The following is a 16,595-nucleotide window of genomic DNA, read 5'->3' on the forward strand; positions in this document are numbered from 1 at the left end:
GACCTACTTTCACGACTCCGAATTGATTGAAGCCATTGTGGCGACCAGACGAGCCATGGAGCCCGGCGTTATTCATTACGTGCGTCGTAAATCACAGCGCGATGATCGTCATCTACCAGAGTTTTGGCACCAATATTTAAGAGAGCACGAACATCATATTCGGGAGCTCGTCACTGGATTCAACTCCAGTAGCGGTTTGAGTACTGAAAACCTTGCGATCTTCCCTCTACACCATATCCCCACCTTGGTGCTGGCCGGTCGAGTGATGGGTGAAGCCCAGGCTATTCAGGTCTTCCAGTACGACAAGGTCCGAAGGACCTGGGCGTGGGACTCGAAAGCGATTGCTCATGCTCCAGGTACTTTCGGCGTGAGCTCACTGCCTTCGGGGCGCGCCGACGAAGTGTTCATAACACTCGAGCTGTCGGCAAGTATTGATGAGGATTCGCTGTCTGCGGAATTTAAAGCAGCGGTGGATTCTGGCCAGATGCCTTGGATTCGCGTGACTACCTCGAAGACGGGAGCAGACTGCATCGGGTGTCCAGAGGATCTTGAACAATTTTCRCAAGCTGCACGCAAGGCCATTGTTCACGCCCAAGACGTGATGAGAGTTCAAAAGGTGCACCTTATTGCAATCAGTCCTGCCAGCACGGTGTTCCGTTTTGGCCAGATGCTGCAGGCAGGCCACCATCCTGAGTACATCGTGTATGACCGCGCAGGGCGAAATCACAAATTTGTCCCTGCGTTATCAATCACGGGTCATCACGTTTCAGCCACTGATGGGCGCCAGACCCACCAAATTTCTCTTCGATAACGAGCCCAATACCATGAGTAATACTAAAAGTGCTGATCTGGTGATCCATGCTGAACAGACGCGTCCTGTTCGGTTGACGAATGCTTTTGAGTCGTATGCCGGTCTTTTGGACGGTATGGCGTCCGACTCTAGAAGCATGCAACTCGAACACCGACACTGGGAAAAAGCTCTCAATGAAGTGAACGTTCACATCACAGTGCGTGAAGAAGAAATCGAGGCTGCGAAAGATGCTTACCAAGAAGTGGCTGAGCTGCTGGCTGCAAACCTTTCGTGGCCGCCCGAAGCCATATCAATTTTGCCTCAGGGGTCGGTCAGCACCAAAACCCTAATCAGGTCGCCTAACGGTGGCGAAAAATTCGACATTGATGCGGTATGCCAAGTGGATATCTCCCGTATCGAAGCCTCAGAACCGATGGAATTTTTCCACTCTGTTGGGGAGGCTTTGGTTGATCTGAACGCCGAAGCTAAAAGGCGTTGCTGGAACATTCCATTCCCTCAGCAGCCGTTTTATCTGGAGTTCACTCCATCCGTACCCTTGAGCACTGTTCCCCAGCAGACCTACGAATCCATGGCTCCGCGTTATCGCGCTGCGCGATACAAGGAAACGGCATTGGCAGTGGTGGATACCCCTACTACGAATTGGAAAACCTCCAACCCGGCAGGTATGAGCAAGTGGGTAGATGACACCGCGAAGCGCCCTCTGATTCTTGTTCCAGCGATGGAGTCATTGTCGAAAAGTCGGGTTCTGGATAGCGTTGCACCGGTGCCAGACCAAACAGTGGAAATTACCGATACTCTCCGAGTAGCCATTCGCCTATTCAAGCGCCATCGTGATATGTGCGTAAGGCGCGGCCTCATTGAGCGGGGGAGCAAGCCTATCTCGGTGATCATTGTTACCCTGCTGACTACTTGCTATGAAGGGTTGGCGGATTTGGGACGTGTGTTTCAGCATCCTGTAGAAGTGCTGGACGAGCTCGCGGAGTACTTACCGCATCTTGTCCTGAAACTTGACGGCAAATACCGAGTGGATAACCCCACTGTTGAGGGAGAGAATTTCGCCGAGAAGTGGAATGATGATGGAGGAGAGCGTTTCAGATCGTTCATGACCTGGTGCGATGCGCTGTCAGCTGACCTCAAAACCATTTTGGCGCTTACCGAGCCACAAGCTATTTCCAAGCGTGTACGGGATGTGTTCGGCATACCGGCTCCAACGGGTGGAGGCAGCGGTTTGCCGACGATAGAGACCCCTAAACCTAAAGCCACTCCGGTTACTACCGGACTTGCTTGAGCGGTGGGGAAAATCAGTTGACTTTGAACCTGGCCCTCATACGCGACCAATTCCCGGATTTGCTGGCTTCTGCCTCACGCCGGGAAGGCGGTATCACTACCTACCGGGTGCAGTTACCTACATTCGAGCAAGGAAGAGAATTTAAATGGGCAGAGTTACGTCTGCCCGACGGATTTCCTGAGTGCGCCAAGGCATTCATTCAACTGTCCCCCGATGCGGTGCTGCGCCTTCCACATCTTGACGGTGCTGGGGTTCTTTGCGTGGAGGGTGACCCAGGGCCTGGCTCAGGTTACACCTCTGAGGAAAGGGTTCTTTTCCTTCTAGGCGCGTTCTTAGAGCAGTTTCTTAAACCTTGGTTGAACGGCGAACTGGATTTCGCTTTTGAAGCTGAAACGCTCAATTATTGGGCTATTGAGGTGGCTCGGGCTCGCTCGGAAAATGATCCGGTAAGAGCTGTTTGGACAGTTGATCCCCCTCCAGAGAAAGCGACCATCAGGGGCGGACTTCTCCTTAAACCGAACAGGATCATCCTTGCCGCAGATGAAACACTACGCATCACCAATCGCGTGGTTCAGTCCGTGCGAACTGAACAACGCACGGCGGTGCTGGTTGCGGACATCCCGATTTCTTTTGTGTTTACCCCTAACACCTGGCCTAAATCTGCAGTTGATCTGGATCGCATACTCAAAGGTCGACTTCTTCCCGAGCAGTATTCTAAATTTCAGTCGCAGCGTAGTCGCCGTGATCGGGAGGTATACCGTGTAGTCCTGTTGAGGACTGCTGAAATTGCCTTCGCGTACCTGCTTCCAGGTGGCCCGTCAACGGTTCTGGACATAGGGAAGGGAAGGGGCAAACGAAAGAAGTCGTTTCCTTCGCGATCCAAATTGCTGCCACTGATGACCTCTCGCTTGGACCCAAGCTGGACCGTCGGACGAGATCAGCATCCGGAAGTTGGCCTGCGCCAGGCAAAGCATGTGCTGGTGCTAGGAGCGGGGGCTTTAGGGAGCCCGGTAGTCGACCATCTTGCCAAGGCTGGAATCGGAAGAATATCTGTGGTTGATGCTGACACTATGTCTCCAGCAAATGTCGGTCGACATCTACTTGGGGCGGAGTCCATTGGTGAGAGTAAGGCTTGTGCAGTTGCCAAGCGAGTCAATACAGCATTCCCCTCGACCGAGGTAGACCCCTACACCAAGAGTGCTGCCGCATGGCTAAAAGAAAACTCTTTAGCTGACGTTGACGTGGTGCTCGATCTCACTGGTGAACCAGATGTAAGAGCCCAAATCGAGAACGCTCGGCAAAAGCATCCCTGCCCTTTGTTGGTTGGCTGGATGGAGCCCTATGTCGCAGCAGCTCATGTTTGCTCCTTGCCTTCGGGGCATTTATGGCTGCAAGGAGCGACAGACCCTTTGTACCGCTTGCAGTCGGTGGTTTGGCCCGACGAGGTTATCCAAAAAGAACCCGGATGTAGCAGTCGGTTCCAGTGCTACACCGCTGCAGCGGCAGCACACGCTGTCGCATTGGTAGCCGAGTGCGCATTAGAAATAATCGATGCCGTAATGGAACCAGCCCTCCCTAAGGTGCGGAGTTGGGTCCGCGGGCAATGCTATTTGGATAAGCATTGGCCAGGACTGAAACATAATGAGTGGGCGAGTGTCGCATCTGAATTTGACGGCTTGATCCTGACGAGGCCATTTCCATGAGCAGGGTCTTTTTCTACCCCGACAACAGTCAATACGTGCTGTTTGCTGATCATGCCTTGGCACATATGTATGCGCATGCTCAGCGCCGGCTTTGGCAAAAGGAAGCAGGAGGGGAAATTTTCAGTTCTGAGCCGGACTCAAATGGACTCATCATCAACAACGCCTTGGGCCCGAATCCAACTGACCAGCGACGCCGGCACGCCTGGAACCCGGACGTGAAGGCATCTGATCTGAATAGGCAGAGTGAGTTCGAACAACACAGGCATGCGGTAGGTTTGTGGCATACACATCCAGAGAGACTGCCATCGCCATCGTGGCGTGACCAGAACACTACCTGGGAATACCTCGACTCCTTTCAAGGTGACAGGAGTCGCTATTTCATGGTGATCATCGGCAACCACGGCAGCGTTCCAGAAATGGCCGTCTGGGTAGCCAATGGTCAATCGCCTCGCGAATGGATGCAGCTAAGCGAATCCACAAATCGGGCGCAGGTGGATGATTTCAAGAAGCGACCGTCGCAATGTGTCGCAACAGCACTGCGCAGCTAATCGGGAGGATTTCAGGCGGGATCTTCACCTATGCTGAAGGGGCTTGATTGCCCTTATCAAGCGAAAGAGTTCTGCCTGGTATTGAGCATCGTGTAATGCCTGATGGTTTCCCTCTGACTTTGGGTGAAGTCGAGCGGCCATCTGGCTGGAGCGTGTGCCGCTCCAGCTCGATCCTGTCGCACCCATATAAAGTGCTTTGATATCCAGAGCGGTAAAGCCGAAAGGGTTCGACTTCAGAAAATAATGGAAGTAATAGTTGATAAAAGACCAGTCGAATGGGGCATTCAATCCGACGAAAACGGCAACACCGTCCGTGCCTACTGCGCTTGCAACCCAATCCTGAAACTGTCTCATCGCCTCTTCTGGATTTAACCCCTCACGATCGAGTGTTTTCAGCGAAAGCCCGGTCACTGCCAGCGCCTCTGGGTCGACATTCGTAGATATTGGTTTCAGCTCGCACGAAAATGTCTGTCGGGGGTCGTCAACGTTACAAGCTCCGATCGTAAGCATGCTGTATACGCCTGGGATCGGACCAGATGTCTCGATATCGACCGAGATATAAACTTCACGCTTCTGGCTCATGAGGTAAATTTTCTGATGAGGTGAGAGGGGGAAAGCTCGTTATCGTGCGCCAATTTTCGAGCAAGGATGATGGCGCACTCCTACGATATCAGTTTCTTTTGTAGAAAGTTTTTGCGAAATGGTTATACGTTGATGAGGATCAGTTAAAGGTACTTTTTGAAGGTTGCGGCTGTTAGGGCCACCATGAAGCCCAGTAATGCCGCACATGGCAGCAGCACCCAAGTGGGATTGAACGACCAGGGGAGGGTGAGGTAGATCAACCAGGGACTTGCTATCAACGGCAGCAACGTCCGCTTCGCGCGGTGGTAGACAAAGCTGCTCTCCCGGCCTGCCCCAAACTTGCGAAGGTCGCGTCGCATCAACCCGTCCACGGCACCGGTGATCACCGCGAGCAGGAATAGGGGCGTGGCCAGAGTGAGGACAGCCAGGCGCACCACGAAAGTAAAGACCGTGAACAGCGCCGCCAACAGATAGTCCTGTACCACAACGTAGGCGTGGGCAAATTGCCCCTGCAGTGATGCCTCTCGGCTGAGTAGTTTCAGTTGGGCGTCGGAGTGTGCCCATCCGGAGCGGACCACGACCCAATCGTTGAGGTGTTGAAGTACTTTGGCGGTCGCTTGCGCCGGTTCTTGCACCAGYAGCGAACTCTTGAAATGACCACTGAGCCAGCCCAGTTCACTCAGCCACATGGCATGGCTATGGTGCCAGCCCTGTTCCGGCCAGAACCACAGCATGCCCACGAACTCTAGGACGATGGAGAACAGCAGGGAGGCTAATAGCAGGCCGAACAACTTTAGGCACAGCTCGACCGTGCCGAACATGAACCCCGGACGTCGTTGAACAGGTGGTGGGCTGGTTGCGGTGGCGGACATGTGAACTCCAGCATTGTGGGGTTGCTGTCGGAAGACTTATGGTGCGCGTCCACGCCCAGGCGGTGGTCTCTCGGGATCGAAGTCGACCGTTGGTGCGCCGCCGGCGCTGGTCCACCAACTCCCCACATTGGCGTTGTAGGACTCGCGCATGCGCGCGGCCAAGGTCTGCAGATCCACCGGCATCGCATCGTCGCTGGCCGGCTTCGGTAGCGGCATGCGCACCTTCCACAATTGCCCGCCTTCCTGAAACGAGAACATCTGGCCCTTGGGCAGGGCGATGATGTGTGCGGCTTCGATCAATGGCAAGGCCGACGTTGTAACACGGTCCTGAGAGGACGAAGTAAAGTCCGTACGGGCATCGGGGTCTGCGGTGTCCGTGGCTCCAGAAACCAAGGTGCGCGTCTGCACATTGACCTTCGGCAATTGATTGGTCAGCAGTTCCGCCGTCGCGGTTTCTCGCACGCGCAGCATCTGCAGGGTGTTGAAGTTGCCGATGACCTGACCGGCCTTGGCCCGACTGCCGATGCGTGCCTCGATATCGCTCAAGGTCTGGGTATAGGCGGTGACCTGGATACCGGCACCGCCGCCCTTGTTGATCAGCGGGATAAACTCATCGCCCATCAGCTCGTTGAACTCGTCGGCGTGCAGGTTGATCGGCACCTTAGCCGCTTCGCTGGAAGAGCCTGGCAGGCCGTGGTCGATGCCATGTTTGTAGATATGGCCGGCGACGGAGACCAGGTCAGCAAACATTGAGTTACCGACGGCAGCGGCSACYTCGGCATCGGACAGTGCATCCAGTCCCACGTAGACGATGCCGCGCTTGCGGATAACCTGCAGCCAGTCGAARATCGGCCGCGGATCGTCCAAGTCGGTGTAGTTGGGGGCCAGCAAYTGGGCCGTYTTGCCGCTGGTGAGCTTTTCCAGCAGTGGCAGCAGCGAGGCCACGATTTTGTCGAAGTAGGTGCGGTCATAACGCACGGCCGAACGCAGGCCGTCCATCACCGGATCAAAGATGCGCTTGGCGGTCAGGTACTGCTCGATGGCGACCACGCGCTTTTCCCGGCCAATCATGTGGCGTGGCACGTTCTTCTCGTTGAGGCGGCCTTCGATCTGCACGATTGCTTCCCAGGCCTGCGGATCATGGCGGGCGAAGAAGTGCTGGGCGTATTCGATGAACAGCGCGTCGATATTCACCACGTGGCGCTGGATCTGCAGGTAGTCTGGGCGCCGACCGAGCTCGATCAGAGCCCGGGCGATGATGTTGACAAAACGCCAGGCGAACTCACGAAAGGCGGCAGAGTTGCCTTCGCCGCTCAACTGGCCGGCGATCCGAGTGGCGACTTCCGAGATGCGGCCGAAACGGCCGATGGCGTTGTAGCGGGCGGAGACCTCCGGCCAACCCAGGTGAAAGACGTAGAACTCGTGCTCGCGACCCGCGCGCCGTGCCTCCACGTACATGCGCTTGAGCAGGTCGGCGTCACCCTTGGGGTCGAAGACGATCACTACCTCCTGCGTTGGCCGGTGGATATCCTGGGTAATGTAGACCTCCGCCAAGCGCGTCTTGCCAACTCGGGTGGTGCCCAACACCAAGGTGTGGCCCACGCGTTCGCCCAGCGGTAAGGTGGCTTCCTGCTCACTCGGTTCGACGCCATGTAGCAGCGGCGAGCCCCCGACTGGCGGCAGCGGACGTAGCGGATTGAACGGGTTGTCCCAAGCGGTCAGTCGAGGTAGCAGCGCGAGCCCGGGTGGCGCTTTCTCCAGCAGACACTCCAGGCGTCGGGCCCACTGATAGGCAACCGATTGGTTGACATAGCGGGCGAGCGCCGGGTCTTGGGCTTCGAGCAAGCGCTGGGTGTGCAGGCGGGTCCAACGAAAGCCACGACCCATGAACAGGCGCTGGCGGCTTACCGGAATCTGTCGACTGGTCAACGAATAGCGCGGCAGGCGACGAATGTTACGCCGATAGCGCAGCACGATCCGGGCCTCGTTGAGCCGCTTGATGCCGAATGCAGTGTAAGCCAAGGCCATGCACGTACCCACCTCGGGCGACAGTGCTACCGCCCAGGGCGAATGCAGGCACAGGGCGCCGGCACCGGCGCAGATGCCCACGGTATACAGTTCCACCGCGGGGCGCAGCAGTGACTCCATTGCATGGTCGCCCATGATGATCCCTCACTGTTCCAGGCCGGTGGGCATGATGAGCACCGGGTAATGTTCGAGATCCAGCCGTTGGGCAATGTCATCGCCACTCACTGGCCAGATGTTCAACCCAGGGGCCGCCGCCTGGATGCGGCGCAAGGCCTGGGCGTCGGCGACCTCCACCGCCAGACCGCTGGCGTTCAGGCCCTGGAGGGTTTGCGCATGCCGCGATAACCACTCCAAGGAATCGTCGTCCTGCCCTACCAGGAACAGCGGCGTGATGCCTGGCAGCTTCAACGCTCTATCCGGCACGGCGCCTGGCGTGAGGTGCGCGCTGTGCACCGGCAGCACCCAGTTCAGCGCGCGTGGATCTGGGGCCTTGTCGGGTGCCGGCGACTCGAAGGCGGTATCGGGCAGAGGATTGGCGGGGACATCGAACGCAGCGAGGGACAGCCACTGACAGATGGTCAGTGTCGCCAGGCGCGAGAGACTCATGGCTGTAACCCTCCACGAACGGACGCAATCGCTTGGATGCGCTGCCAGTGCCGACTGAATTGTGTGCGATAGCGCGCGGCGGGCGCGCCACCGGCCGGCCGGTGGTAACGCCCGGCCGCCACGACCCAGTCCCCCGTTTCGGCGTAGTGTTCGCGCAGCAGCTCGGCGGTGACGGCCAAGTTCGCCCGCGGATCGAGGGCATCGCAGGCGCTGGGGTAGCGGTCAGGGTGGTAACCGAGATTGGTCTGCCCCAGTCCGACATCGATGCGTTTGGGATCATGGCGGGTGAGTTCCAGCCAGAGCGCGGCACAGGCCTCATCGCGACTGGCAAAGCGCAGCGATGTGCCGGCGACATTCAAGGTCCAGGGCCAGGGCATGAGGCGACCGCGGAGCGGGGTGCCGCTCTCCTGCAGGGCGATGGCGAACAGCACCGAGGCGGGGATGCCGGCCCGTGCGGCGGCCAACTGGTAGGCGGGCGGAGGCAGGGCGTCCGCCTGGGCGACGGTTATGCTGGTCAAGGCCAGCGCGAGGATCAGTCGATGCGCTGCCATTTCCCGTCCACCTGCTGAAAGCGCGCGGGCAAGGGGCGGGTGGCGCCCAAGGCAAACCATCGGCCGCGGTCGTGGTTGAGGGTGATCTGGCCGCTGTTTACCTGCGCTGGGGTAATGCCAGCGCTGTGGGCCCATTGCCGGAGACGCGCATCGTCACCCTGGCTGCCCACCAGGTACACGTCCAGGCGGGCTCCGGCAAGGAGCCACTGCTGGGTACTGGTCACGCAGGCCGGACAGGGGGCTTCGACGAACAACGCGTAGCGGGCGGTGCTCGACGTCGCTGGCTCATCGGTGAGACCCTGCACCGGCAGCATCCCCGGAAACAATCTTGCCCAGGCGGCGGTGTAGGCTTTCTGGTAAGCCAGCTCGCGTTCTGCGCGTTTGGCTTCGAGGCGAACCTGCAGTTCGGCGTAGCGCTGCCGCTCCTGCTCAGATTCGGCCTCTACACCCAGAGTGGTGAGAGGGTCGAGTTGCGGCGACCAGTAACGGCGGGGCCCAGTCTGTAGACGTTCGAACTTGGCCCACTCGTCATCCGTCAGCCCCCAAACTATGCCCTGCGTCGTGACCGGAGACTGTCGATCCAGCGGTGTCTGCTCGCTGTACTGCTGTTCTGCGCCGAGCATGTTCGGTGCGCTCCATCCCGGCCCTGCCAGCAAGCAGGCGGGGAGCAGGATCAGCGAGAGGGCGGAGAGCCGAAGCATAAGCACCTCTTCACGGCAGGGGCAGTGTGCGATCGTCATGGCCGGGGACATGGAACACGGCCTCGTCCGCGCGGATCGCGCGCAACTGCCAGCCGTTCAGGCTGTCGCCGGGTTGCAGCAGGCGCACGGTCGCCAGCGAATGGGCACCGACGGGCTGGGCTGCAAGGAATATGGAGTCTCCTCGGGTCTCGATGCCCAGCAGGGTCAACGGGGGCACCGGGGCTACGGGCTTGGYCTGCTGGCCTGTGGAGGACGCCGGCCGCGCGTTGTCGATCGCAGGCACGGAGGCTCGTGCCGACAGGGTCTCAAGCGCATTTTCTGTTTTGCCCAGCCGCTGTTCCAGTGCGCTGAAGTCGGCGCTGCTCGGCCCACTCGGTGCCGCTTGAATGCCCTTGAGCGATGCCGCCATCGCATCCAACTGCTGGCTGAGCGTCGTCTGCGCTGAGGCATACTGACCTTGTGCGTTGCCCAGTGCCGCCAGCTGCGGTTGCAGTGTTGTAAGGGTATTGCCGAGTGCATCGATGTCGCGCCGCAAGGCCGGCGCCGGGTCGGCGGGGGCAGCGCGGGCTGCAACCTGGAGCTCGGCCAGTTGCTGGTGTTGGTTGTACGTTTCGGCAGTCAGCAACACGGCGCCCAGGCACAAGGCGCCGATCACCAGGGCCTGAAAGTGTTGGACCTTCATGGCGCGATATCCAGTGTCGAGAAGGGCGATTGGGGCTGTGGCGAGCGGAGGGCGTAGCACACGGTCCGGTCGACCGAATCGATGTCGAGCTGCCAGGCCGGGCCGCCGATGATGGTCAAGGCATCCAGCAGCGACATCGGCCCGAGCTGGTGGTGCACGGAGGGCAGGGGACGGCTGAACAACCGATCCACCCCAGCGCTGTTGGGGCAGAGTGAGTAGCCCGAGCGTTGCAGCACGTGACGCAATGCCTCACCGACATTCGCGTGCAGAGCAGGGGCAATCTGCACGTTGATCAACTGATACAGCGGCTGGCGCTGGTCCAGGGTCGGCCGTGTACTGGCCAGGGTGTATCGATCCTGGCGGACCCAGGTCGGTGAAAGCGGATCCGGCTTGGGCGGAGAGGTCGGCACGGCTGCTGCCGCTACCGGTGCGGTCGCCGGTGGCGACGTGTTGCAGCCGGCCAGCGCGATCATCAGTCCGAGGATGGAGAGTATGGGGGTACGCATGTCCGGATCTCGACAGGAGTTGCCGATACCTTGGCGAAAGTGCGAGCCGCGCTCCTACCGAAAAACCGAATCTGGCCGTCCGGATTACCGTGAAGTACTCATAAAAAAGGCGCCCTGGAGGGCGCCTTGGGTCAGTCTTCAGTGAACAGGGACAGTTCCGGGAGCGGCGCTGCGTCGGGGGCAAAGATCAGCAAACGGGTGTCGTCGTAACCTGCGAGCAGCAATAGCTGCAATAACACAGGCGGGACATGGTCGTCGCGCATGCGTGCACTGACTTCGTCGGCGCTGCAGCTGCTGCGCCCCTCGTCTTTCATGCGCCAGGGTGTCGAGTACAGCTTGCACCCCACGGCATGGCTGCTGCTAAGTTCAAAGCACTCGAAGAAGCCTGTCGGTGAAGGGTGCCTAGCGCGCTCTTGCAGGTACTCGATTTCCGTGGTTGGCAGGTGGGCAGAGCTTATCTCCCCGCTGCGGCTGTAGTGCCCGGTGGAAAAGGACAACAGCTCGATCGGGGTGCGTGCAGCCTCCTCGCTGGGGAGGTCGCCGAGATGCATTGGACGTCCAAGGTGATGGCCGATGATCTGGTAGATCACGTTATTCACCAGGCCGTGGGCCGGGCAGCGCATACGGACAAATCTGAGAACGCTTTGGCCGTCGGTGATGACCGCGCAGTCGTCATCGAACACGCAGGGCTGGAAATTGATGGCCTCGTTGGGTAGCTGGTTTTGCGCCGGGTGCAGAGGGCGGTGGAAGGGTGGGCAATCGTCGGCATAGCTGATCTGGACAACGCGTTCGTAGCTAAGATCGTGGAAGCCGCGAAGGAAGGGATTGCGAAAGGATGGGGGCATGATGGTTCTCCAGAGGCGCAGAGGCCACCCCGAATTGGCGGTGACCTCCTGGGCAGGGATGGGCTGTCAGATCCAGCCATTTTCGGCGAGCGAAAGCGGGGTGCCTTCGCCGACGATGATGTGGTCCAGGACGCGCACCTCAACCAGGGCCAGGGCCTCGGTCAGGCGTCCTGTGAGCACTCGGTCGGCGGAGCTCGGTTCCGGGCAACCGGAAGGGTGGTTATGACTGAAGATCACGGCGGCGGCGTTGTGCTCCAGCGCCTTGATCACGACCTCGCGTGGATAGACGGAGGCGCCGTCGATGCTGCCGGTGAACAGTTCGTCAAAGCTCAGCACGCGATGGCGTGAGTCCAGGCAAAGCAGCGCGAACACCTCGTGTTGGTAAGGGGCGAGTCGCAGTTTCAGGTAGGCTGCAGCGTCGGAGGGGGTCAACAGCAGTTCGCCGCGCTGGAAGTAACGTTGATCCAGCAACTGCAGGGCTTCGGTGATCAGTGCATCCTCATGGGCGCGTTGGGCCAATGCCGGGTCGAGCGCGTCGACCAGGTTCAGGGCAGTGTTCATGGGCAATTCCTCGTGGGAGATGGAGCGCCCCCTGGGGGAGTGCCCCAGGCTGGTGAAGTGCAGGATTCACAGACGCGTGAAGCGATGACGCGCACCGTGTAGCGGGCTTTGGCATCCCTCGCACGCTCGGGTGGAAAAGGACTCGATGCCGGCGCCGGTCTGCGGATCGAAATCGGCGCTCAGTGGCATCAGGGCCTGCAGTTCGGTGCGCAGGTGCGCGATGCGTTGCTCGATTTCAGCCTCGCTGTAGTACAGCGAAAGCGCGCTGAAATCGTCATGCGCGACCGCTTGCAGGCATTCCTCGCAGAGCCAGAAACTTTCCATGACGGCCTCCGACGTGAGTGGATAACAGGCGCTCGTGGGAGCGCCTGTTGGTGGCGGTCAATGTGCCTCAGGCAGACTGACGTGCTGCGGTGGAATTGCGCGCGGGGGCAGAGGCGGGTTGGTGCTGTTCGGCGACGGTGTCGGCTTGGTCCGATTCCGCTGCAGCGTCGATAGCGGCGGGGGAGTCGGTGCGAGCAGGTGCTCGGTAGCTGAACTGGCCATCGACCTTGATCCACTCGATGAAGATCAGCCGGCCTTTGAGGCTGGCACCGGGTTGGCCCTTACGCTCGCCTTTTTCGTAAAGAAAGGGGTCAACCCAAAGGTCGCCAATGCGAAACGCGATCAGGACCTTACGTTCAGCACGGACGTCTTCCAGGTGTTCACGGATCAGCCGTTCGGCTTCACCGCTGGCGACCTTGCAGTCGAAGCGGGTGTACTCGACGTCGTCCGAGGCCCCGTGCAAGGCAGCAATGTCACAGGCCATGAACGGTTGCCCGCGACGTACAGGGACTTCGCGAACGCGGTTCAAATAACCAATGCCTTGGGTGTGCAGGTTGAAGTAAGTGGTGGGAGCATTATTGCTTGCAGTCGTCATGGTGGAACTCCTGTTCAGCAGAAACGCGGATATCCACCGGCCCTGGCGGCTGGTGAGTTCCGCAGGGGGGAGGTGCAAAGAAAGCGTGGTCGGTAGAAGGGCGCTCATCACCGACAGGTGACCGTGCGAGCTGCCGAGCGCTGATCGCACTGAGGGAGAACCACCCGAAGCGGGCGTAGCCTTGAGGGTTCCGGCTACCTGAACGCTGTCAGCGACAACGGTGTGCAGTTCATCTATAAGACCACGCCAACGGCTCGTCAACAGTGGATTAGGGGAGGCTCGGGCGGGCGGAAGTGGGTGGCACTCAGTGGATTCTGGGTGACGAAAAAATAGCCCGACGGTCATCAGGCTAGGAAGAGCTAGACCACCCTTGACCCGGTAACGTGACACCGGAGTCCATCGCAAAACCTCCGCTGTCGATCCAACTGGATCAACCGACCCTTGTCGTGGCCTGGGCCGAAATCAACTGGCGCGCATCCGCGCACAAAAGGTGCCCAGTGTTTCGCCGGCGGGCACCGGTGCTGAGCATCGTCGCCGAAGCGGATGACCCCTGAGACCTGACACAAGCCGCACGGGTCATCCACCTTGGGGACCTGAAACGCTGGGGAGAAATCCGAAGAAAAAGTGAAATGCGGCTCCGAACTCTTCGAGTCTGACCGAGCTGCCCGGAGCGAATCGGTCTGGGGTCGCCAAGCRGCGACGGACCTGATCACTACACCAGTGCTGCCGTACGCCGTCAAGTCACACATGCCCGCTCAGAAGGCGCCTGGCTGCTTGGTGCGCTTGGGTTTGGCGACCGGCTTGGTGCCCTTGCACTCCGGATAGCGGGTGCACGACCAGAAGCTGCCGGTGCGGCCTTTGCGCTGGCGCATGGCGCTGCGGCACACGGGGCAGCGCGGGCCTTTGGTAGCCGGTGGCTGCAAGGTGAGCGAGGCGTGGCCACGCACCAGCCGGGTCAGCCATTCCGCCTGCCTGGCGAGAAAGGTTTCGACGCTCAGCTGTCCCGTCTCAATACGATCAAGCGCCTGCTCCCAGAGTGCGGTCAGCGCCGGATCGGCGACCTCCGCTGGCACGGCCTCGATCAAGGTGTGTGCCGCCGCCGAGGCGACCAGGCTGCGTTTTTTCTTGGTCAGGTACCCGTGATCGATCAGGCCCTGGATGATCGCCGCTCGGGTGGCCTCGGTCCCGAGGCCGCAGCTGTCCTTGAGTTTCTGTTTGAGTCGTGAGTCCTCCACCTGGTTGGCGATGGTTTTCATGGCCTTGACCAGTGTGCCTTCCGTGTAGGGCTTGGGGGGCTGTGTGCGCTGCGCGTTGATCGTGGTGTCGGTCAATGCCACCGCTGCCGATTCGCGCAGTGTGGGCAAGCGTTGGGTTTGCTCTACAGGTTCGTTGCCGTCGGCCTCGTCGATCACCGCCTTCCAGCCGCGTGCCAGGATTTGCTTGCCGCGCGCCAGCAACTGATCTTCGCAACTGTGCAACACCACCTGGGTTTTCAGGTGCTCATGGTCGGGCAGAAATTGTGCGAGGTAACGGGCGCGAATCAGCGTGTAAACCGCTCGCTCGCGCTCAGAGAGCTGGGTCAGGTCTAGCGTCACAGCAGTGGGGATGATGCCGTGGTGGGCGGTGATCTTGCTGCTGTTCCAGGCCCGGGAGCGTCGGCTGGGGTCAGCCTCCTTCAGCCATTGTCCGAGTGACGGGGCGGCCGCCGCCAGGGCGTGGAGTACGCGCGGCACCTCATCCAGCATGCTTTCCGGCAGGTAGCCGCAGTCGGTGCGTGGGTAGGTCGTTGCCTTGTGGGTTTCATACAGGGCTTGGGCCACCGCCAAGGTTTCCTGGGCACCGAGGCCAAGCTTAGCCGAGCAGATCTCCTGCAGCGTGCCCAGATCGAACGACAGCGGAGGGCCTTCGCGCACGTGCTCGACCTCGATGCGGCGAATCTGGGCAGTCCCCAGCTGGCTCAAGCGCCGCGCCGCGCTCTGTGCGACCGCTTCGTCAATGCAGTGACCGGCTTCGTCACAGGCTGCGGTCGGTGGCTGCCAGCGCGCCTGAAAGACCGTCCCGTCGGCCTCCAGCTGCGCATCGACGGTCCAGAACGGCTGAGGCTCAAAGCCCGCTATCGCCCGATCTCGCTGGACCACCAAGCGCAGCGTCGGCGTTTGTACACGCCCCACCGGCAGCAGGCCGTCGAAGCCGGCGCGGCGCCCGAGCAGGGTGAAGAGCCGGCTCAGGTTGATACCCACCAGCCAGTCCGCGCGTGAGCGTGYCAAGGCGCAGTGGTACAGCGGCAAGGTCTGTTCACCTGGGCGTAGCGTGCCCAGTGCACGGCGAATCGAGGCATCGTCGAGGGCGGAGAGCCACAGGCGCAGAATCGGTCCCTGGTACTGACAGCGCTCAAGGATTTCCCTGGCGATCATCTCGCCTTCACGGTCGGCGTCCGTGGCGATGACCACCTCGGAGCAGGAGCGCAGCAGTTGCTGGATGACCTTCAGCTGGCTGGCGACCTTGGGTTTGATCACCAACTGCCAGTGGGCAGGAATGATCGGCAGGTCCTCCAGCGACCAACGTTTGTAATTACCATAAGCCTGAGGCGGTGCTGTTTCCAGCAGATGACCCACGCACCAGGTGACGGTGGCCCCCTGGCCTTGCAAACAGCCGTCGCCACGCCGGGTGGCCTGCAGCACGCGGGCGATGTCGCGGGCTTGAGATGGTTTTTCGCAAATAAACAGCCGCATACGTCGGCCCTCTCGGTGAGGTACCGATAGGGTGGCGGTGTGGCGTGAGAGAACCAGCGAAAACCTGAATGCGCCGAGTTCATATCGGCGGTTTAACGGAGGTGAATGGTTACTTTCTTTGCGCGAGGTGAGCGGCCAGCGTTTGCAGAAACTCCAGGGCAAATTTTTTATCTGCTTCGCCAAGCTCCTTGATCAGCGATGCAATTTTCTGGCCTTGGTCCTGGGGGCGAGGACTGATGGCTAGCAGCAGCTCATCGGCGGGACAGCCGTACATATCGGCCAATTGCAGCAGCTTGTTGACGGTTAGTTCGACCACGCCGCGTTCAAAGCGCGATACGGCTTCGGCGCCGATTTCCAGACACTCGCCGACTTGCTCTTGGGTCAAACCACGTGCGCGGCGATACTTCGCCAACTGGCGACCGATGTGTTGTGGGCTAGGCTCTTTGACTGGCAACGGGGGCGCTCTCCAATTCGACCCGTATGGTTGACCAGCAACCCTATGAGGCGTATCACCTGAATTGAGTGTGATAACCCGCCCGTCAAAACGGAGCTTACGACTTGGACGGATCTAACGAGCGTGAGGCAGATGCGTTAGCGATCAAGGCCTATGAGTTGTTCATGGCAACCCACCTGGAACCGGACAATCTGAAGGCGCGTGCG

The 16,595-nt window shown here is 59.9% G+C and carries 18 protein-coding genes; 4 read left to right on the plus strand and 14 right to left on the minus strand.

Features of this window, described 5'->3' with window-relative positions; translation table 11 throughout:
* From AC1DVH_RS16955 to AC1DVH_RS16970, 4 genes are all read left to right on the plus strand, one after another.
* A partial coding sequence (locus AC1DVH_RS16955; RefSeq protein ID WP_477754780.1) for an SAVED domain-containing protein occupies positions 1–811 on the plus strand: 811 nt, incomplete at its 5' end.
* Positions 812–824: 13 nt separating this feature from the next.
* Positions 825–2,099, plus strand: coding sequence for a nucleotidyltransferase domain-containing protein (locus AC1DVH_RS16960; RefSeq protein WP_477754781.1), 1,275 nt, complete (start codon positions 825–827; stop codon positions 2,097–2,099).
* Between the two features lie 17 nt (positions 2,100–2,116).
* The gene (locus AC1DVH_RS16965; RefSeq protein WP_477754782.1) at positions 2,117–3,802 is read left to right on the plus strand and encodes a HesA/MoeB/ThiF family protein; all 1,686 of its coding nucleotides are present in this window, start codon (positions 2,117–2,119) and stop codon (positions 3,800–3,802) included.
* Positions 3,799–4,350 (plus strand): Mov34/MPN/PAD-1 family protein, encoded by a 552-nt coding sequence (locus tag AC1DVH_RS16970; RefSeq protein WP_477754783.1) that lies wholly within the window; start codon positions 3,799–3,801, stop codon positions 4,348–4,350. Before AC1DVH_RS16965 ends, AC1DVH_RS16970 begins: the two co-directional genes overlap by 4 nt.
* A 24-nt stretch (positions 4,351–4,374) precedes the next feature.
* On the opposite strand, the gene AC1DVH_RS16975 is transcribed toward AC1DVH_RS16970, so the two are convergent.
* The 14 genes from AC1DVH_RS16975 to AC1DVH_RS17040 all read right to left on the minus strand — a co-directional run bounded on the left by AC1DVH_RS16975 (position 4,375) and on the right by AC1DVH_RS17040 (position 16,389).
* Positions 4,375–4,932 carry a 3'-5' exonuclease gene (locus tag AC1DVH_RS16975; protein WP_477754784.1) on the minus strand — a complete coding sequence of 186 codons (558 nt, stop codon included), beginning with the start codon at positions 4,930–4,932 and terminating at the stop codon, positions 4,375–4,377.
* A gap of 143 nt (positions 4,933–5,075) precedes the next feature.
* Positions 5,076–5,804, minus strand: coding sequence for a TIGR03747 family integrating conjugative element membrane protein (locus AC1DVH_RS16980; RefSeq protein WP_477754785.1), 729 nt, complete (start codon positions 5,802–5,804; stop codon positions 5,076–5,078).
* Between the two features lie 36 nt (positions 5,805–5,840).
* Positions 5,841–7,967, minus strand: coding sequence for a type IV conjugative transfer system coupling protein TraD (gene traD, locus AC1DVH_RS16985; protein ID WP_477754786.1), 2,127 nt, complete (start codon positions 7,965–7,967; stop codon positions 5,841–5,843).
* Between the two features lie 9 nt (positions 7,968–7,976).
* Positions 7,977–8,438: an integrating conjugative element protein gene (locus AC1DVH_RS16990; RefSeq protein ID WP_477754787.1), complete on the minus strand. Its 462-nt coding sequence runs from the start codon at positions 8,436–8,438 to the stop codon at positions 7,977–7,979.
* On the minus strand, positions 8,435–8,989 hold the full coding sequence (locus AC1DVH_RS16995; protein WP_477754788.1) for a lysozyme family protein: 555 nt from the start codon (positions 8,987–8,989) through the stop codon (positions 8,435–8,437). Before AC1DVH_RS16995 ends, AC1DVH_RS16990 begins: the two co-directional genes overlap by 4 nt.
* Positions 8,971–9,690 carry a TIGR03759 family integrating conjugative element protein gene (locus AC1DVH_RS17000; protein WP_477754789.1) on the minus strand — a complete coding sequence of 240 codons (720 nt, stop codon included), beginning with the start codon at positions 9,688–9,690 and terminating at the stop codon, positions 8,971–8,973. Before AC1DVH_RS17000 ends, AC1DVH_RS16995 begins: the two co-directional genes overlap by 19 nt.
* A gap of 10 nt (positions 9,691–9,700) precedes the next feature.
* Positions 9,701–10,372 (minus strand): hypothetical protein, encoded by a 672-nt coding sequence (locus AC1DVH_RS17005; protein ID WP_477754790.1) that lies wholly within the window; start codon positions 10,370–10,372, stop codon positions 9,701–9,703.
* The gene (pilL2, locus tag AC1DVH_RS17010) at positions 10,369–10,878 is read right to left on the minus strand and encodes a PFGI-1 class ICE element type IV pilus protein PilL2 (RefSeq protein WP_477754791.1); all 510 of its coding nucleotides are present in this window, start codon (positions 10,876–10,878) and stop codon (positions 10,369–10,371) included. Before pilL2 ends, AC1DVH_RS17005 begins: the two co-directional genes overlap by 4 nt.
* A gap of 131 nt (positions 10,879–11,009) precedes the next feature.
* Complete coding sequence (locus AC1DVH_RS17015) at positions 11,010–11,723, minus strand: DUF5983 family protein (protein ID WP_477754792.1); 714 nt, start codon at positions 11,721–11,723, stop codon at positions 11,010–11,012.
* A gap of 66 nt (positions 11,724–11,789) precedes the next feature.
* Positions 11,790–12,284, minus strand: a complete 495-nt coding sequence (locus AC1DVH_RS17020; protein WP_150752594.1) for a JAB domain-containing protein — start codon at positions 12,282–12,284, stop codon at positions 11,790–11,792.
* A 66-nt stretch (positions 12,285–12,350) separates the two neighbouring features.
* Positions 12,351–12,608 carry a hypothetical protein gene (locus AC1DVH_RS17025; protein ID WP_223462076.1) on the minus strand — a complete coding sequence of 86 codons (258 nt, stop codon included), beginning with the start codon at positions 12,606–12,608 and terminating at the stop codon, positions 12,351–12,353.
* Between the two features lie 67 nt (positions 12,609–12,675).
* Positions 12,676–13,203: an STY4534 family ICE replication protein gene (locus AC1DVH_RS17030; RefSeq protein ID WP_477754793.1), complete on the minus strand. Its 528-nt coding sequence runs from the start codon at positions 13,201–13,203 to the stop codon at positions 12,676–12,678.
* 755 nt (positions 13,204–13,958) lie between these two features.
* Positions 13,959–15,935, minus strand: a complete 1,977-nt coding sequence (locus AC1DVH_RS17035; protein ID WP_477754794.1) for a DNA topoisomerase III — start codon at positions 15,933–15,935, stop codon at positions 13,959–13,961.
* 109 nt (positions 15,936–16,044) lie between these two features.
* A complete protein-coding gene (locus tag AC1DVH_RS17040) occupies positions 16,045–16,389 on the minus strand; it encodes a helix-turn-helix domain-containing protein (RefSeq protein ID WP_150752590.1) in 345 nt (114 codons plus the stop codon).
* Positions 16,390–16,595 lie beyond the last annotated feature (206 nt).

The sequence above is a fragment of the Pseudomonas sp. P4_C3 genome (assembly GCF_056402075.1).